The 16,736-nt window shown below is 64.2% G+C and carries 17 protein-coding genes; 15 read left to right on the top strand and 2 right to left on the bottom strand.

Going from position 1 to position 16,736, the window contains the following annotated elements:
- Nucleotides 1–22: 22 nt before the first annotated feature.
- From rseP to ACZ47F_RS13115, 9 genes are read left to right on the top strand one after another with little or no spacing between them, the layout of a single operon-like run.
- Nucleotides 23–1,387, top strand: a complete 1,365-nt coding sequence (rseP, locus tag ACZ47F_RS13155) for an RIP metalloprotease RseP (RefSeq protein ID WP_464925135.1) — start codon at nt 23–25, stop codon at nt 1,385–1,387.
- The gene (gene bamA, locus ACZ47F_RS13150) at nt 1,387–3,690 is read left to right on the top strand and encodes an outer membrane protein assembly factor BamA (RefSeq protein ID WP_464926646.1); all 2,304 of its coding nucleotides are present in this window, start codon (nt 1,387–1,389) and stop codon (nt 3,688–3,690) included. The genes rseP and bamA overlap by 1 nt, the downstream gene beginning before the upstream one ends.
- Nucleotides 3,691–3,720: 30 nt before the next feature.
- Nucleotides 3,721–4,266 (top strand): OmpH/Skp family outer membrane protein, encoded by a 546-nt coding sequence (locus ACZ47F_RS13145; protein ID WP_464925134.1) that lies wholly within the window; start codon nt 3,721–3,723, stop codon nt 4,264–4,266.
- Nucleotides 4,263–5,354 (top strand): UDP-3-O-(3-hydroxymyristoyl)glucosamine N-acyltransferase, encoded by a 1,092-nt coding sequence (gene lpxD / locus ACZ47F_RS13140; protein ID WP_464925133.1) that lies wholly within the window; start codon nt 4,263–4,265, stop codon nt 5,352–5,354. Before ACZ47F_RS13145 ends, lpxD begins: the two co-directional genes overlap by 4 nt.
- Nucleotides 5,351–5,800, top strand: coding sequence for a 3-hydroxyacyl-ACP dehydratase FabZ (gene fabZ / locus ACZ47F_RS13135; RefSeq protein WP_464925132.1), 450 nt, complete (start codon nt 5,351–5,353; stop codon nt 5,798–5,800). Before lpxD ends, fabZ begins: the two co-directional genes overlap by 4 nt.
- Before the next feature lie 6 nt (nt 5,801–5,806).
- Nucleotides 5,807–6,598 (top strand): acyl-ACP--UDP-N-acetylglucosamine O-acyltransferase, encoded by a 792-nt coding sequence (gene lpxA / locus ACZ47F_RS13130; protein WP_464925131.1) that lies wholly within the window; start codon nt 5,807–5,809, stop codon nt 6,596–6,598.
- Between the two features lie 14 nt (nt 6,599–6,612).
- Complete coding sequence (lpxB, locus tag ACZ47F_RS13125) at nt 6,613–7,749, top strand: lipid-A-disaccharide synthase (RefSeq protein ID WP_464925130.1); 1,137 nt, start codon at nt 6,613–6,615, stop codon at nt 7,747–7,749.
- On the top strand, nt 7,746–8,360 hold the full coding sequence (rnhB, locus tag ACZ47F_RS13120) for a ribonuclease HII (RefSeq protein WP_464925129.1): 615 nt from the start codon (nt 7,746–7,748) through the stop codon (nt 8,358–8,360). Before lpxB ends, rnhB begins: the two co-directional genes overlap by 4 nt.
- Before the next feature lie 12 nt (nt 8,361–8,372).
- Nucleotides 8,373–9,161: a TrmH family RNA methyltransferase gene (locus tag ACZ47F_RS13115; RefSeq protein WP_464925128.1), complete on the top strand. Its 789-nt coding sequence runs from the start codon at nt 8,373–8,375 to the stop codon at nt 9,159–9,161.
- Nucleotides 9,162–9,256: 95 nt separating this feature from the next.
- Here ACZ47F_RS13115 and ACZ47F_RS13110 read toward each other — a convergent pair whose 3' ends face one another.
- Together ACZ47F_RS13110 and ppsR are read right to left on the bottom strand one after the other, a co-directional pair.
- Complete coding sequence (locus tag ACZ47F_RS13110) at nt 9,257–10,306, bottom strand: DegV family protein (protein WP_464925127.1); 1,050 nt, start codon at nt 10,304–10,306, stop codon at nt 9,257–9,259.
- Between the two features lie 13 nt (nt 10,307–10,319).
- Entirely contained in the window at nt 10,320–11,138 is an 819-nt protein-coding gene (gene ppsR, locus ACZ47F_RS13105) for a posphoenolpyruvate synthetase regulatory kinase/phosphorylase PpsR (RefSeq protein ID WP_464925126.1), read from the bottom strand.
- 139 nt (nt 11,139–11,277) lie between these two features.
- Between ppsR and ppsA the strand changes: the two genes are divergently transcribed.
- The 6 genes from ppsA to dnaB all read left to right on the top strand — a co-directional run bounded on the left by ppsA (nt 11,278) and on the right by dnaB (nt 16,729).
- Nucleotides 11,278–13,665: a phosphoenolpyruvate synthase gene (ppsA, locus tag ACZ47F_RS13100; protein ID WP_464925125.1), complete on the top strand. Its 2,388-nt coding sequence runs from the start codon at nt 11,278–11,280 to the stop codon at nt 13,663–13,665.
- Between the two features lie 162 nt (nt 13,666–13,827).
- Nucleotides 13,828–14,190 (top strand): 30S ribosomal protein S6, encoded by a 363-nt coding sequence (gene rpsF, locus ACZ47F_RS13095; protein WP_464925124.1) that lies wholly within the window; start codon nt 13,828–13,830, stop codon nt 14,188–14,190.
- On the top strand, nt 14,187–14,504 hold the full coding sequence (gene priB / locus ACZ47F_RS13090) for a primosomal replication protein N (RefSeq protein WP_464926645.1): 318 nt from the start codon (nt 14,187–14,189) through the stop codon (nt 14,502–14,504). The genes rpsF and priB overlap by 4 nt, the downstream gene beginning before the upstream one ends.
- Entirely contained in the window at nt 14,482–14,772 is a 291-nt protein-coding gene (gene rpsR, locus ACZ47F_RS13085; RefSeq protein WP_464925123.1) for a 30S ribosomal protein S18, read from the top strand. Before priB ends, rpsR begins: the two co-directional genes overlap by 23 nt.
- 15 nt (nt 14,773–14,787) lie before the next feature.
- On the top strand, nt 14,788–15,240 hold the full coding sequence (gene rplI, locus ACZ47F_RS13080) for a 50S ribosomal protein L9 (RefSeq protein WP_464925122.1): 453 nt from the start codon (nt 14,788–14,790) through the stop codon (nt 15,238–15,240).
- Between the two features lie 130 nt (nt 15,241–15,370).
- Nucleotides 15,371–16,729: a replicative DNA helicase gene (dnaB, locus tag ACZ47F_RS13075; protein ID WP_464925121.1), complete on the top strand. Its 1,359-nt coding sequence runs from the start codon at nt 15,371–15,373 to the stop codon at nt 16,727–16,729.
- Nucleotides 16,730–16,736: the final 7 nt, after the last annotated feature.

The following is a 16,736-nucleotide window of genomic DNA, read 5'->3' as shown; positions in this document are numbered from 1 at the left end:
GCGCCCCATCGGAGACGCAACCATGAACCTGCTCATCACCCTGCTGGCCTTCGGCTTTGCGCTGGGCGTGCTCATCACCATCCATGAGTACGGCCACTACCGTGTTGCGGTGGCCAGCGGGGTGAAGGTTTTGCGGTTTTCCATCGGGTTTGGCAAGCCACTGCTGCGCTGGACACGCGGGCCGGACCGGACCGAGTTCGTCCTCGCAGCGATTCCGCTCGGCGGCTATGTGCGCATGCTCGACGAGCGCGAGGGCGAGGTGGCCGAAGCCGAGCTGCCGCGCGCCTTCAACCGACAGAGCCTGCCGCGCCGCGCCGCGATCGTGGCCGCCGGGCCAGCGGCCAACCTTTTGCTGGCCGTTGCGCTGTTTGCCGTGGTGGCGATGGTCGGAGTGCGCGAGCCGGTGGCTGTGCTCGGCACACCGCCTGCCCAGTCGCCTGCCGCGCTGGCCGGCGTGCGCGGCGGCGAACGCGTGACCGCGATCGTGCAGGACGGTCAGACCCAGCAAGTGCAAAGCTGGCCCGACCTGCGCTGGAAGCTGCTGAACGCGGCGATGAATGGCGCGCGGCTCGACCTGCTGGTCCAGCCCGCTGCGGGTGGCCAGTCACGCCGCATCGCGCTGGATTTCTCGCACAGCGCCGCTGCGGCGGAAAGTGCCTCGTTTCTCACCGATTTTGGGCTGCATCTGCAGAGCCCGCCTGCCGAGATTCGCGAGATTGTGCCAGGCGGGCCGGCGCAGCGCAGCGGTCTGCGCCCGGGAGATCGCATCGTGGCAGTCGACGGCCGGCCGATCGCCACCGCAGATGCCCTGATGCGCGCGATTGCCCAGTCTGGCGGCAAGCCGCTGCAGCTGCAAGTGCAGCGCGGAAACTCGGTTTGGGTCGCGCAGCTGCAGCCCAGGGCGGTGCAAGTGGCAGGCAAGCCGGTGTGGCGCATCGAGGCGCTGCTCGGTGGTGAGGTCGAAACGGTCAAGGTCGAGCGCAATGTCATGCAAGCGCTGCAGGACGGCGTGCAGCGCACATGGGATCTGTCGATACTGACCCTCAAGACCCTGGGCCGCATGGTGATCGGCCAGGCTTCGCTGCAAAACCTCAGCGGCCCGGTGACGATTGCCGACTACGCGGGCAAGAGCGCCGAGCTCGGCTGGATGGCCTATGTCAGCTTTCTGGCGGTGGTCAGTGTCAGTCTGGGCGTGCTCAATCTGCTGCCTTTACCGGTTCTGGACGGGGGGCATCTCCTGTATTATGCGTACGAGGGATTGACCCGGCGCAGCGTCTCGCCGCGTTGGCAGGAAAGGCTGCAGCAAGGCGGTCTCGCGGTCATCGCCATGATGATGGCCATCGCCCTCTACAACGATCTGGCCCGCTTGCTCGGGCAGATGCACTAATCCGGCTCGAGGTCAATTTGAGGTTTTCTCCCGCACTTCGTTGTGCGACGGCGGTCCTGGTTGCCGTTGCAGGCGTGCAAGCACACGCAGCTGAATCGTTCACCATCAAAGACATCCGGGTCGAAGGTCTGCAAAGAACCGAGCCGGGTACCGTGTTCAGCTACCTGCCGTTTCGCGTGGGGCAGACCTATACACCGGAAGGCGGCGCTGCGGCCATCCGCGCGCTGTTCGCCACCGGGCTGTTCAAGAATGTGCGCATCGAGACCGACAACGATGTGGTGACCATCATCGTCGAAGAGCGCCCGACCATCGCCGGAGTCGAGTTTTCTGGCACCAAGGAATTCGACAAAAAGGCGCTGACCGCGGCGCTGGCGTCGGTGGGACTGGCCGAAGCGCGGCCCTATGACCAGGCGCTGGTCGACCAGGCGGTGCAGGAGCTCAAGCAGCAGTATCTGTCCAAGGGTTTTTACGACACCGAGGTCAAGGTCACCACCACGCCCTTGCCGCGTAACCGGGTCAATGTGCTGTTCACAGTGGTCGAGGGGCAGATCGCCAAGATCCGCTCGATCCGCGTAGTCGGCAACAAGGCCTTCAGCGAAGGCACGCTGCTCGGGCTGTTCTCGCTGAGCACGCCGGGCTGGCTGAGTTGGTACACCAAGGACGACCAGTACTCCAAAGCCAAGCTCAACACCGACCTGGAAACCCTGCGCTCGTACTACCAGGACCGGGGCTATCTGGACTTTCGCATCGAGTCCACGCAAGTCGCGCTGTCGCCCGACAAGGACAGCGTCTACATCACCGTCAACATCCACGAAGGGCCGAAATACACGGTCTCGTCCTATCGGCTGGCCGGCGACTATCTCGGGCAGGACGATGTGTTTCGTGCCCTGGTCAAGCTCAAACCCGGCGAGACCTACAGCGCGCAGGCGCTCAACGACAGTGTCAAGGCGATCACCAACCAGTTCGGCGTCTACGGCTATGCGTTTGCTCGCGTGGAGGCCAAGCCGGTGATCGACCGCGCGACCAATCAGGTGGCGTTCACCATCACGGCCGACCCCGGCAAGCGCATCTATGTGCGTCGCATCGACATCTCCGGCAACACCCGCACCCGCGACGAAGTGATCCGGCGCGAGTTCAGGCAGTATGAAGACTCCTGGTACGACACCGACCGTATCAAGCTCTCGCGCGACCGGGTCGACCGCCTGGGCTATTTCAAGAGCGTGACGTTGCAGCCGCGCGAGGTGCCCGGTACCAATGATCAGGTCGATCTGGACATGCATGTCGAGGAAAAACCCACCGGCAGCCTCACGCTGGGGGTGGGTTTTTCGAGTGCGGACAAGCTGTCGTTTAACGCCGGGATCAGCCAGGACAATATTTTCGGCAGCGGAAACAACTTTGCGCTCGACCTCAATACCTCGAGCTACTACCGCACGCTGTCGATTTCCAGCACCAATCCTTATTTCACGCAGGACGGCATCAGCCGCACGGTCAACGCCTACTACCGCACCATCCAGCCCTACAGCAGCCAGGGCAGTAACTACAAGATCATCACGCCGGGATTCAACCTGCAGTTCGGTGTTCCGTTCACCGAGGTCGACCGGGTGTTCTTCGGTGCCGGGTTCGAGCGCTACACCCTTGATCTGTCGCCCGGGGCGCCGGCGTCTTACATCGCGTATGTCAACCAGTTTGGCAAGACCTCGACCGGCGTGCCGCTGACCATCGGCTGGCAGCGCGACAGTCGCAACAGCGCGCTGGTGCCCACGGATGGGCGCTACCAGCGGCTGAGCTTCGAGATCAGCCCGTTTAGCACTCTGCGCTACGACCGGGTCACCTATCAGTATCAGCAGTATCTGCCGCTGACCCGCAACACCAATCTCGCGTTCAACGGCCTAGTGGGCTATGCGCATGGGCTCGGCGGCCGGCCGCTGCCCATTTTCAAGAACCTATACGCCGGGGGTATCGGCACGGTGCGCGGCTTCCAGCAAAGCTCGCTCGGACCGCAGGATGCCCAGGGCAATGCCCTGGGCGGGGGCAAACTGCTGGTTGCCGACTTCGAGTACCAGTTCCCCTTCCCGGGCTCCGGGGCGGATCGCTCGCTGCGTATGTCGGTGTTCAACGACAATGGCTATGTCTGGGGCGAGAACCAGAAAGTCAGCTTGAGCGACCTGCGCTCGTCCATCGGCATCGGTGTGTCCTGGATTTCACCGATCGGGCCGTTGAAGTTCAGCATCGCCAAGCCGATCCGCGACAAGTCCACAGATAAACTCCAAAGCTTCCAGTTCACCGTAGGTGCAGGGTTCTAACCCGATTCGATTTCCATGAAACTCCACACGATGTCTCGTTCCCTGCTTGCCGCCGTTTGCGCGTCGGCTTTTCTTGCCTGCACTCCGGCGATGGCGCAGACCGGCGTGCCCGCGTCGGCGCCTGCGGCCAATGCACCGGTGAAAATCGGTTTCATCAACACTGAGCGCGTGCTCAAGGATTCGGCCCTGGCCAAGGCCGCGCAGCAAAAGCTGGAGGCCGAATTCTCCAAGCGCGACAAGGAACTGCAGGACATGGCGGCCAAAATCAAGGCGGCCAACGACAATCTGGAAAAGAACGGCCCGGTGATGTCCGATGCCGACCGCATTAAGGCACAGCAAAACCTGGTCGACATGAACCGCGAATTCCAGCGCAAGCAGCGCGAATTCTCCGAAGACCTCAACGCGCGCCGCAACGAAGCGCTGGCCTCCGTGCTCGACAAGGCCAACAAGGTGGTGCGCGAGATCGCGCTGAAGGATCACTACGACATCATCTTCCAGGAAGCGGTCTACGTGAACCCGCGCATCGACATCACCGACAAGGTGCTCAAGGCGCTGGATGCCCAGTCCGGCAAGTGAGTCCGCAGACGGTCGCGGCGCCCGGCGGCTCGATGGACGGGCTGACGCTTGAGCAGATCGTCGCCCGTCTCGGCGGGGAGCTGGTCGGTCGGCCGCAAACCCGGGTGGTGCGCCTGCGGCCCATCGGCTCGGCGGGCGACACCGACATCAGTTTCCTGAGCCGCCCCAAGCTCCGGGCGAAGATCGCGCACAGCCGGGCTGCGGCGCTCATTCTGCCCACGTCGCTGCGCGCCGAGTTGCCACCTTCGGGCAACGCGATCTATACCGACGATCCTTATCTTTACTACGCCCGGCTGTCGCAGTGGTTCTGGCGCCTGCAGCAGCCGACGTTCGAACCGGGGCGCCACGCGCTGGCCCACATCGATCCGGGCGCTCGGGTGTCCGAGCGGGCGCGGGTCGATGCCTTTGCGGTGATCGAAGCCGGGGCACAGATTGCCGACGGCGTACACATCGGCGCGGGTTGCCATGTGGGACGCGACGCCGTGATCGGCGCCGACTCGATCTTGCATCCACGCAGCGTCGTGGGCTGGGGCTGCCGGCTCGGCGCGCGCTGCGTGTTGCAGTCCGGTGCGGTGGTCGGCAGCGACGGCTTCGGCTATGCCCGCGATGACCGGGGTGTGGGCGTGAAGATCGCGCAGGTTGGCGTGGCCGTGCTGGCAGACGACGTGGAAGTGGGGGCCAACAGCACCATCGACCGCGGCGCGCTGGACGATACCGAAATCGGCACTGGGGTGAAAATCGATAATCTGGTGCAGATCGCACACAACGTGCGCATCGGCGAACACACCGCGCTGGCAGGCTGTGTTGGCGTGTCGGGCAGTGCGCAGATCGGGGCGTACTGCTTCATCGGCGGCGGCGTGGGCATTGCCGGGCACCTGAGCATCGCCGATGGCGTGATCATCGGCGGGATGTCGCTGGTTTCGCGCTCGGTGCATCAGCCCGGCATGTATACCGGGGCGTTTCCGCTGGACACCCATGCCAACTGGGAGCGCAATGCGGCCACGGTGCGCCAGCTGTATCAGCTGCGCGAGCGCATCCGCAGCCTGGAACATCAACTCGAGTCTCTGAAAACACACCGCACGACATGACGACCACGCAAGACATTCGCCAGATCCTCGAACTGCTGCCGCACCGCTATCCCATGTTGCTGGTCGATCGCGTGGTCGAACAAGTCAATGGCAAGTACATCAAGGCCTACAAGAACGTGACGGTCAACGAGCCGTTCTTCACCGGCCATTTCCCGCAAAAACCCATCATGCCGGGGGTGCTCATCCTCGAGGCGCTGGCGCAGGCCTCGGGCATTTTGGCCTTCGGCTCGGTGGGCAAGACCCCGGCAGCCGGCTCGCTTTATTACCTGGTCGGCATCGACAATGCCCGGTTCAAGCAGCCCGTGGTGCCTGGAGACCAGCTGCATCTGTATGTCGAAATGACGCGCAATCTGCGCGGCATTTACAAATTCGCCGCCGAGGCCAGCGTGGACGGTCGCGTGGCCGCGCAGGCCGACCTGATGTGCACCGAGCGCAGCACGTCCTAAATCGCCATGCCCAAGGTCCATCCTACGGCGCAGGTCGATCGGCGCGCCGAGCTTGCCGATGACGTCGAGATCGGCCCTTACGCGCTGATCGGCCCGCAGGTGTGCATCGGGGCGGGCACGCGCGTGGGCGCGCATGTGATCGTCGAGGGACGCACCCGCATCGGAGCGGGCAACCGGCTGCATCCATTTAGCGTGATCGGTGGCGAACCGCAGGACAAGAAATACCGCGGCGAGGACACCGCGCTGGAGATCGGCGACCGCAATGTGATCCGCGAATACTGCACCTTGCATATCGGCACGGTGCAGGATGGCGGGGTCACCCGTGTGGGGAACGACAACTGGATCATGGCGTATGTGCACATCGCGCACGACTGCCAGGTCGGCAGCCACACCATCTTCGCCAACAACGCCCAGCTGGCCGGCCATGTGCAGGTCGGTGACTGGGCTGTGCTTGGAGGCTACACCGGGGTGCATCAGTTCGTGCGCATTGGCGCGCATGTGATGACCGGCATCAGCTCGGTCATCCTGCAAGACGTGCCGCCCTACACCCTGGTGGCTGGCAATCCAGCCAAACCGCACGGCATCAACACCGTGGGGTTGCGCCGGCGTGGCTATCGCCCCGAGCAGATCGCCGCGCTGCGCCTGGCCTACCGTCTGCTGTATCGACGCGGTCTCACACTCGAGCAGGCGCGCGCTGCGCTAATGGAGCTTGGTGCGCAGCACGCGCAGGCGGCCGATGCGCTGGATTTGCTGCAGGATTTTCTCGCCCGGCCCGGGCGTGGCATCGTCCGGCCCTGACGGACTGAACCGCGATGCCGCCCCGCACGCTGGCCTTCGTCGCCGGAGAAGCATCCGGCGATTTGCTGGCCGCGCATGTGCTGCGCGCGCTGCAGGCGCGTGCGCCGGGGCTGCAGACGCTGGGCATCGGCGGGCCGCAGATGCAGACCGAGGGGTTCGACGCCTGGTGGCCGAGCGAACGGCTGGCGGTCAACGGCTACGCCGACGTGCTTGGGCGCCTGCCCGAGCTGCTGCTGATGCGGCGCCGACTGCGGCAGCGTCTGCTGCGGCAGAGGCCCGCGGCGTTCGTCGGCGTGGACGCGCCGGACTTCAATCTGCAACTCGAACGTCGCCTGCGGCAGGCGGGGATTCCGGTTGTGCACCTGGTGAGTCCTTCGATCTGGGCGTGGCGGCGTGAGCGCATCGACCTGATCCGGCAGGCGGTCGACCACATGCTATGCATCTTCCCGTTCGAGCCGGCGATTTACGCAGGAACCGGGGTACAGGCCACCTATATCGGCCACCCGCTGGCCGAGGTCATTCCGCTCGCGCCCGACCGCAATGCGGCACGCGCCGCGCTGCGCCTTGCGCCGGAAGACATGGTGCTGGCGGTGCTGCCGGGCAGCCGCCGTGCCGAAGTGCAGCATCTGATCGCTTCGTTTCTCGGCGCAGCCGCTGCACTGGTGCAGCGCGGCTTGGTGTCGTCCGTGGTCGTGCCCGTGGCGCACCCTGGGCTGAAGCCGCTGGTGCAGCAAGCCGCTGTGGACTATCCCCGGCTGCCGCTGCATTTGGTCGACGGGCAGTCGCACACCGTGATGGCCGCGTGCAATTTGGCCATCGTCGCCAGCGGCACCGCTACGCTGGAATGCGCCCTGTTTAAGCGGCCCATGGTGATCGGTTACCGTATGTCCGCGCTGTCGTGGCGCATGATGTCCGGGCGCAATTACCTGCCCGATGTGGGCCTGCCCAACATCCTGGCTGGCACACGGCTGGTGCCCGAACTGCTGCAGCATGCCTGCACCGCCGAGGCACTGGCGCAGGCTGCGACCGGCCTGCTCGACACCGCCGTGCAGCAGCGCCTGGAGGCACGGTTCATCGACATGCACCTGAGCTTGCGGCGCGACACCGCAGCGCTGGCGGCGCAGGCCATTCTCGACATGGCTGCAGCATGATCCCGGCTGCTGTGTTCGCCCCGTTCGCCGCAGCGGGCCAGTGGCGGATCGCCGGCTGCGACGAAGTGGGTCGCGGCCCGTGGGCCGGGCCGGTGGTGGCTGCTGCGGTGGTGCTCGACCGGGCCCGGCCCATCGCAGGACTGGCCGACTCCAAGACCCTGAGTGCCCGCTGCCGCGAAGAACTCGCAGCGCAGATCCGGACGCAGAGTCTGGGATGGAGCATCGGCCAGAGCAGTGTCGAGGAAATCGACCGGCTCAACATTCTGCAGGCCACGCTGCTGGCGATGCAGCGCGCGGTGGCCGATCTGCCTTGCCCGGTCGACCTACTGCTGGTCGATGGCAACCGCACGCCGACCGTCCCGATGCCCTGTCGTGCCATTGTGGGCGGGGACGCGGCACATCCGGCGATCAGTGCGGCGTCAATCATCGCCAAGGTATACCGCGACCAGCTGATGGCCGATCTGGCCCGGCAGTATCCGGGATACGGATTCGAACGTCACAGCGGCTACGGCACCGCGGCGCACCGTGCAGCTTTGCTTACACTGGGGCCCTGTGCGGCGCATCGTCGCAGCTTTGCTCCGATCCGGCGCCTACTTGCGTCGACCCGTTGAAGGATGTCTGCCGTGAAGCGCATTACCTCGGCTGAAAACACGCTGATCAAGACGCTGCGCAACCTGTCCACCGAGCCGGGTGCGGTGCGCAAGCACGGGCTGGTCTGGCTCGAGGGCGTGCATCTGGTCGAGGCAGCGCTGGCCGCAGGCCATGCCGCCGAACCGCTGATCACCACCGACACCGGGCTGCTCGACCCGGAGATCGCCGCGCTGGTCGAGCGCGTGGGCACCACGCAGACCGTGGTGCTGCACCAGGCGCTATTCAACTGGATCACCACGGTGGAGAACGGGCCACCCGTGGGCATGCTCATCGCCCGCCCCAAGACCAGCAAGCCACGGCCGGGGACGGCGCTGGTCCTCGACCGGGTGCAGGATGCCGGCAATGTCGGCACCATGCTGCGCACCGCGGCGGCGGCCGGCTGTGGTGCGGTCTATTTGTTGCGTGGCTGCGCGGGGGTGTGGTCGCCCAAGGTGCTGCGCGCGGCGATGGGCGCGCACTTCGTCATCCCGGTGTTCGAGGACGCCCCGTGGGAGCAGGTGCTCAACATCGTGCCGCGCCCGATCTACGCCACACACTTGCAGGCCGACACCGTGCTGTATGAGCTCGATCTGCAGCAGCCGGTCACCTGGATTTTCGGCAACGAAGGGCAGGGCATTTCGGATGCGCTGGTGGCCAAGTGCACAGCGCTGGTGCGCATTCCACAGGCCGATGGAATCGAGTCGCTCAATGTCGCGGCGTCTGCTGCGATCTGCCTGTACGAAGGCGTGCGTCAGGCGCAGTTCAGGCTAGCCACTTCGTAGGGCCTGATCGCGCAGCAGTGCTGGTGCGCCGGCGGCCCGGCGCTTGCAAGGGAGGCGGCCCTTGCCAAGAATCCGCCGACGCGGCGGGCAGTCGGCTACTTGCGGATGAACGCCAGCGACAGCGACTGCGCCGAGGCCCACACCCGCCCGCCTAGGCTCATATGGGTGACATGCAGCTTGACCTGATGCGCGGCCGCCAGTTTTTTTAGCGCCTGCATCTGCGGCCAGTCGCGCAGTTCGCGGATGCTGCCGTCGTAGCTGATCTGCACCATCGGATCGCGCAGCTGGCCTGATCGGATCGCAACCGCCGCGGCGTCGATCACCTGCGCAGCGGCAGATTTCCACTTGCTGGATCGTGACTCGAGTGCGAACCGCCCCGCAGTGCAACTGAGCACCGGATAGCGGTGCATGATCTGCGTCAGACGCGCACTGCAGGCCTGCACCCAGGGAGCGAGATCGCGGTGTTCCAGCCGTCCCAGGGTCAGCGCCACGTCCCCGGGGTGACCGGGTGCCAGCCAGACCTCTGTCTTTTCGGCCAGGTTTCCGGCCAGGCGTGCCAGTCCGGGCAGGTCGCCAGCGATCAACTCGGGCGCATGCAGAAGCAGGCGCACCAACAGCGCGGGGCCGCTGAGCAGCGAACGCGTGTCGACCACGTGCACGGTGTAGTCGGGCCGCAGATGCCGCTCGCGACGCATCAGGGTGATTTCCTCCTGATGCTGCTGCACCATCTGCTCCACGCTGCGACTGGCCTGCACCAGCGCCGGATGCGTGGCAAGCACTAGCAGGTGGTCGAAGTTCAGCGCCAGGTGCGGGTGCATGCGGTAGCTCAACGCTTCGACCGACGGCGCGCCGACCTCGGCGCTGCGGATGCGCTCGTGACTGAGCTGCCGGGCGAGGGTGCGCACCTCGGTGGTGCCCTTGTCCAGCAGAGTTCGTCCGGGCCACTGGATGGTCAGCGGCAGGATGCGCACCCGCCGATCGGCGGCCATCGTGCCCGAAAGATCGGTGCCGGCGTCGACCATCAATCCGATCAGCGGGTGATCGGCGCGGTCCGGGTCGATCGGCAGGGCTTCCTCACGTTCGGGAATTTTCTGCTGGGTGGAGGCGAACCCCAGGAGGTAGGCGTTCTTGTCGTCTTCGCGCATCGCTTGTTGCCTTTCAGTATTCGAGCCGATCCGGGCGGATCTGCTGCAGGATGGTGGTGGCGATCTCCTCGATCGATTTGTGCGTCGACGACAGCCAGCGGATGCCTTCGCGGCGCATGAGTTTTTCCGCCTCGGCGACTTCGTAGCGGCAGTTGTCCAGCGCCGCATACCGGCTGTTGGGACGCCGCTCGGTGCGGATTTCGCTCAGCCGCTCCGGGCTGATCGACAGCCCGAACAGCTTGTGTCGCAGATTGGTCAGTGCATCCGGCAGGCGCATGCGCTCGAAATCATCCGGAATCAGCGGATAGTTCGCTGCGCGCACGCCATGCTGCATTGCAAGATAGAGCGAGGTGGGCGTCTTGCCGCAGCGCGACACGCCCACCAGAATGACCTCGGCCTCGGCCAGATTGCGGGTGGACTGGCCGTCATCGTGCATCAGCGAAAAATTGATCGCGTCGATCCGGTTGTGGTACTGCGGGCTGTACGCAGCATCGGAAAACCGGCCGATGCGGTGATTGGACTTGACACCGAAGGCGACTTCGAGCGGCTGCACGAAGCTGTTGAACAGATCGAGCACCAGCGCGCGCGCGCCATGGATGATGTCCAGCACCTCCGGGTGCACCAGAGTCACGAATACGATCGGCGGCTTGCCTTCGAGGCGTTCGGCCTCGTTGATGCGCTCGACCGCGCGCATCGCCTTCTCCACGGTGTCGACAAAAGGCAGGCGGACGCGGTGCGGCTGCACATCGAACTGCGCCAGCACCGAGTTGCCAAAGGTCTCGGCGGCGATGCCGGTGCCGTCCGAGACGAAAAAAACCGAGCGGTTAGGCATGAGTCAGGGTTGGGTACCTAGAATGGTCTGCATTGTCGGTGCGCCCCGTGAGGATGGGCACAACTACACGAACGAACCATGTCATTTTCGCCACATTTCGCACCGCGACCGGTTTTTCATTCCACTTGGGACTTCAATCATGACTCAACAACATACCGCCCATCGCGCAAACGCGCTGGTCTTGCGGCTGCAAGACGTGCGTATGACGGATATCGATCAGGTCGGCGGCAAGAACGCTTCGCTCGGAGAAATGATCTCCCAGCTCTCCGGCAGCGGTGTGCGCGTTCCCGGCGGCTTTGCCACCACGGCTCAAGCGTTTCGCGAATTCCTGCGTGCCGGAGGACTTGATCAGCGCATCCAGGCCGCACTGCAGGCGCTAGATGCGGACGATGTGCGCGCGCTGGAGCACACCGGGGCACAGATCCGGCAGTGGGTGCTCGACACCCCGCTGCCCGCCGATCTGGAGCAGGCGGTGCGTCAAGCCTACGCCGAACTCACTGCAGATAATCCGGACGCCTCGTTTGCGGTGCGATCGTCCGCCACGGCCGAAGATCTGCCCGACGCCTCGTTTGCCGGACAGCAGGAGACCTACCTCAATGTCAGCGGCATCGATGCGGTGCTCGACAAGATCAAGCATGTGTTTGCCTCGCTCTACAACGACCGCGCAATCTCTTACCGCGTGCACAAGGGCTTCATGCACAGCGAGGTGGCGCTGTCTGCCGGCGTGCAGCGCATGGTGCGCAGCGACAAGGCGGTCTCCGGCGTGATGTTCACCCTAGACACCGAATCGGGTTTTCCCGACGTGGTGTTCATCACCGCGTCCTACGGACTGGGCGAAACCGTGGTGCAGGGTGCGGTCAATCCCGATGAGTTCTATGTCTTCAAGCCCACGCTCAAAGCGGGTAAAGATGCGGTGATCCGGCGCAATCTCGGCTCCAAGCTTATCCGCATGGAGTTCGCCCCCCCCGGCTCGCCGCATCTGGTGCAGACCGTGGACACCCCGGCCGAGCTGCGCAACCGCTACTGTCTGACCGATGCCGAAGCGCAGGAACTGGCGCGCTATGCCTTGACCATTGAGGCGCACTACCAACGGCCGATGGACATCGAATGGGGCAAGGATGGGGTGGACGGCCATCTCTACATCCTGCAAGCCCGCCCCGAGACGGTCAAATCGCACGAACACAAACGCACCGAGCAGCGTTTCGTGCTCAAGGGCAAGAGCAGCGTGCTGGTCAGCGGGCGCGCCATCGGCCAGAAAATCGGCGCCGGGCCGGTGCGCGTGGTGCATTCTTTGACGGAAATGGACCGGGTCAAGCCCGGCGACGTGCTGGTCACCGACATGACCGATCCGAACTGGGAGCCGGTAATGAAAAAAGCCGCGGCCATCGTCACCAACCGCGGCGGGCGCACCTGCCACGCGGCGATCATTGCCCGCGAGCTCGGCATTCCGGCCGTGGTCGGCTGCGGCAACGCCACCGAGGTGCTCAAGGACGACATGCTGGTGACCGTGTCCTGCGCCGAGGGCGATACCGGACACATCTATGACGGCTTGCTCGACACCGAGGTCACCGAGGTGCAGCGCGGCACCATGCCCGAGGTGCCGACCAAGATCATGATGAATGTGGGCAATCCCACGCTGGCCTTCGATTTTTCGCAGATCCCCAACCAAGGGGTCGGTCTGGCGCGGCTGGAGTTCATCATCAACAACAACATCGGCGTGCATCCGCGCGCGGTGCTCGAATATCCCAATATCGACGCCGATCTGAAAAAAGCGGTCGAGAGCGTGGCGCGCGGCCATGTCAGCCCGCGGGCGTTCTACGTGGACAAGCTTGCCGAGGGTATCGCCACGATCGCGGCGGCGTTCTACCCCAAGCCGGTGATCGTGCGGCTGTCGGACTTCAAGTCCAACGAATACAAAAAGCTCATCGGCGGTTCGCGCTATGAGCCCGACGAGGAAAACCCCATGCTCGGCTTCCGTGGGGCGTCGCGCTATGTCTCACCCGAATTCGCGCAGAGCTTCGAGATGGAGTGCCTGGCGCTCAAGCGTGTGCGCGAGCAGATGGGGCTGGACAATGTCGAGATCATGGTGCCTTTCGTGCGCACGCTCGGCGAGGCCAAGCGGGTGGTCGACTTGCTGGCGCGGCATGGACTCGCCCGCGGGGAAAACGGCCTGCGGGTGATCATGATGTGCGAGGTGCCATCCAATGCGGTGCTGGCCAAGGACTTCCTGCAATATTTCGACGGCTTTTCGATCGGCTCCAATGACCTGACCCAGCTCACGCTGGGGCTGGACCGCGATTCCGGTCTGGTGGCGCAGGCCTTCGATGAGCGCGACCCGGCGGTCAAGGTGCTACTGGCGCAGGCCATTGCCGCCTGCCGCGCCGAAGGCAAGTACGTCGGTATTTGCGGCCAGGGTCCTTCGGATCATCCCGATCTGGCCAAGTGGCTAATGGAGCAGGGAATCTCGTCGATCTCTCTCAATCCGGACACGGTGATTGCCACCTGGCAGCAACTGGCCAAAACATAGCCCCCTGTACCTGGCCTGTATATAATGCTTGGTTCCTTGCCGCACCGATCAAAGTTGCCAGAACGGACGCTCTGGCTGCCCCGGGCGGCTTTTATCCACAAGGACAGCGCGTGCCGAGTGCCTGAGGGCAGCAGGGCGCGTTGCCGCAGCAAAGGAGTTTGCATGCGTCACTACGAAATCGTGTTGATTTTCCACCCGGATCAAAGCGAGCAGGTGCCCGCGATGATCGAGCGCTACAAGGGCGTGGTTACCGCTAAGGCAGGTCAGGTGCACCGGGTCGAAGATTGGGGCCGGCGTCAGCTGGCCTATCCCATCCAGAAGCTGGCCAAGGCGCATTACGCCTGCATGAACATCGAGTGCGATCTGGAAACCCTGCGCGAACTCGAGCACAGCTTTAAGTTCAACGACGCCGTGCTGCGCAGCCTGATCGTGAAAATGGACAAGGCCGAGACCGCGCCGTCCGTCATGATGAAGCATGTCGAGCGCGAAGAGGCGCGCAAGGCGCAACAGGAGCAGACTGTCTGATCAACCGGCTCGATCTCCAGGGCACTCTGGCCGAGCGTGGTGCGCTGCGCTACACCCCGGCCGGTATCGAAGCGCTGGATTTCGTGTTGCATCACCAATCGACCCAGAGCGAGGCCGGCGTGCCTTGCGAGGTGCAGCTTCAGATCAGCTGCGTCGGGTTCGGACAGATTGCGCGCGAACTGCAGCAGATCGGCCCCGGAGCCCTCTTGCGCGTCAACGGTTTTTTGCGTGCAACACGGCGCGGTTCGCGTCAGATGAAACTGCACGTCACACAATTCTTTGAGGTTCACCATGGCACCACCACGCAAGTTTGACAAGAAAAACGATCCCAAGCGCGCCCGTCGCAACCAGCAATCCTCGCTGTTCAAGCGCAAGCGCTTTTGCCGCTTCACCGTGGCGAATGTCGAGCGCATCGACTACAAAGATGTCGATGTGCTCAAGGACCTGATCGCGGAAAACGCCCGCATCATTCCTGCCCGTCTGACCGGCACCAGTGCGCACTACCAGCGCCAGCTCAACACCGCTATCAAGCGTGCGCGCTTTCTGGCGCTGCTGCCCTACACCGACCTGCACAAGGGCTAAACCGGGGACGACATCATGCAAATCATTCTTCTCGAAAAAGTCCAGAACGTCGGCAACCTGGGCGACGTGGTCAAGGTCAAGGACGGCTACGCCCGCAACTACCTGATTCCGAAAAAAATGGCCCGCCGCGCCACTGCGCAAGCCATGGCCGAGTTCGAGGCGCGTCGCGCCGAGATGGAAAAGCAGGCAGCGGAAAAGCTGGCGCAGGCACAGGCCGCCGGCGAGCGGCTGTCCGGGCTGGTGATCACCCTGGTGCAAAAAGCCGGTGTCGATGGTCGCCTGTTCGGCTCTGTCACCCACAGTGATGTGGCCGAGGTGCTGAACAAGCAGGGTTTTGCGGTGACCAAGTCACAGGTGCGCTTTCCGGCTGGCCATGTGAAGACTATCGGTGAGCATCCGGTCTCCGTGACCCTGCACACCGATGTGGTCTGCGAGATCACCCTGCAGGTCAAGCCCGAGGCCATGTAATCTCCTTTGCTGCATACGCTGCTGACGAGGGCCGCTGATGCGGCCCTCGTCGTCTGCGCCTTCCTGCCAGCGTGCGGCACAATGCCATCCCCATCAGCCAGCGATCTTTCCCGTGCCGCCCCCGCCTGCCATGCAAGACCAAGCCCTCGACGCCATTCGCACGCCGCCACATTCGATCGAGGCGGAACAGTCGGTGCTGGGCGGTCTGCTGCTCGATAACCAGGCCTTCGACAAGGTCGCCGATCTGCTGGTGGCCGGGCAGTTTTACCGCTATGAGCACCGGGCAATCTTTCAGGCGATCGCCGACCTGATCAATCTGAACAAGCCGGCCGATGTGATCACGGTGCTCGAGGCGTTGCAGTCCATCGGCAAGCACGAGGAATGCGGCGGCCTGCCTTACCTGAACTCGCTCGCGCAGTGCGTGCCCAGCGCGGCCAACATCCGGCGCTATGCGGAAATCGTGCGCGAGCGCGCCGTGCTGCGCCAGTTGGTGACCATTAGCGACGATATCGCACAAAACGCACTCAATCCGCAAGGCCGAAGCGTGCAGCAAATCCTCGACGAGGCCGAGTCGCGCATCTTTGCGATTTCGGAGGAGGGCGCCAAGTCGGCGTCGGGCTTCCAGTCGATGAAGGGTCTGCTGGGCGATTTACTCAAGCGCGTGACCGAACTGGCCGAGCGCGGAGGCACCGACACCACTGGCGTGCCCACCGGCTTTACCGACCTCGACCGCATGACGGCCGGGTTACAGCCCGGCGATCTGGTCATCGTCGCGGGCCGGCCGTCAATGGGCAAGACCGCGTTTTCGCTCAACATCGCCGAGCATGTGGCGATCAACGAGCAGCTGCCCGTGGCCGTGTTCAGCATGGAGATGAGCGCCTCGCAGCTGGTGCTGCGGGTGGTTGGCTCGATGGGGCGGATCGACCAGAGCCATCTGCGTACCGGCCAACTCTCCGAGGATGAATGGACGCGCCTGCCCGAAACCATTGAGCGCCTGCAGGACGTGCACATGCACATCGACGAAACCCCGGCGCTCAACCCGCTGGAGCTGCGCGCCCGCGCGCGGCGCCTGGCGCGGCAGTTCGGCGGACGGTTAGGGCTGATCGTGGTCGATTATCTGCAGCTCATGTCCTCGTCGCGCGACGGCGAAAACCGCGCCACCGAGATCTCGGAAATCTCGCGTTCGCTCAAGGCGCTAGCCAAGGAGCTGCACTGCCCGGTGATCGCGCTGTCACAGCTCAACCGCGATCTGGAAAAACGGACCGACAAGCGCCCCGTGATGAGCGATCTACGCGAGTCTGGCGCGATCGAGCAGGATGCCGATGTGATTCTGTTCATCTACCGCGACGAGGTCTACAACAAGGACTCCAAGGACGCCGGGGTTGCTGAAATCATCATCGGCAAGCAGCGCAACGGCCCGATCGGCACGGTGCACTTGGCCTTCCTCAAGCCGTTGACCCGCTTCGAGAACTTGATGCGTGATTTCTGAGGCGAAC

The organism is Thiomonas islandica, assembly GCF_055383445.1.
The sequence above is the reverse complement of the archived record's forward strand: the minus strand, read 5'-3'. Positions and strand labels throughout refer to the sequence as shown.

Coding starts and splice junctions, on each gene's coding strand:
- rseP (WP_464925135.1), top strand. CDS start 23: ATGAACCTGCTCATCACCCTGCTGGCCTTCGGCTTTGCGCTGGGCGTG.
- ACZ47F_RS13145 (WP_464925134.1), top strand. CDS start 3,721: ATGTCTCGTTCCCTGCTTGCCGCCGTTTGCGCGTCGGCTTTTCTTGCC.
- fabZ (WP_464925132.1), top strand. CDS start 5,351: ATGACGACCACGCAAGACATTCGCCAGATCCTCGAACTGCTGCCGCAC.
- lpxA (WP_464925131.1), top strand. CDS start 5,807: ATGCCCAAGGTCCATCCTACGGCGCAGGTCGATCGGCGCGCCGAGCTT.
- lpxB (WP_464925130.1), top strand. CDS start 6,613: ATGCCGCCCCGCACGCTGGCCTTCGTCGCCGGAGAAGCATCCGGCGAT.
- rnhB (WP_464925129.1), top strand. CDS start 7,746: ATGATCCCGGCTGCTGTGTTCGCCCCGTTCGCCGCAGCGGGCCAGTGG.
- ACZ47F_RS13110 (WP_464925127.1), bottom strand. CDS start 10,306: ATGCGCGAAGACGACAAGAACGCCTACCTCCTGGGGTTCGCCTCCACC.
- ppsR (WP_464925126.1), bottom strand. CDS start 11,138: ATGCCTAACCGCTCGGTTTTTTTCGTCTCGGACGGCACCGGCATCGCC.
- ppsA (WP_464925125.1), top strand. CDS start 11,278: ATGACTCAACAACATACCGCCCATCGCGCAAACGCGCTGGTCTTGCGG.
- rpsF (WP_464925124.1), top strand. CDS start 13,828: ATGCGTCACTACGAAATCGTGTTGATTTTCCACCCGGATCAAAGCGAG.
- rpsR (WP_464925123.1), top strand. CDS start 14,482: ATGGCACCACCACGCAAGTTTGACAAGAAAAACGATCCCAAGCGCGCC.
- rplI (WP_464925122.1), top strand. CDS start 14,788: ATGCAAATCATTCTTCTCGAAAAAGTCCAGAACGTCGGCAACCTGGGC.
- dnaB (WP_464925121.1), top strand. CDS start 15,371: ATGCAAGACCAAGCCCTCGACGCCATTCGCACGCCGCCACATTCGATC.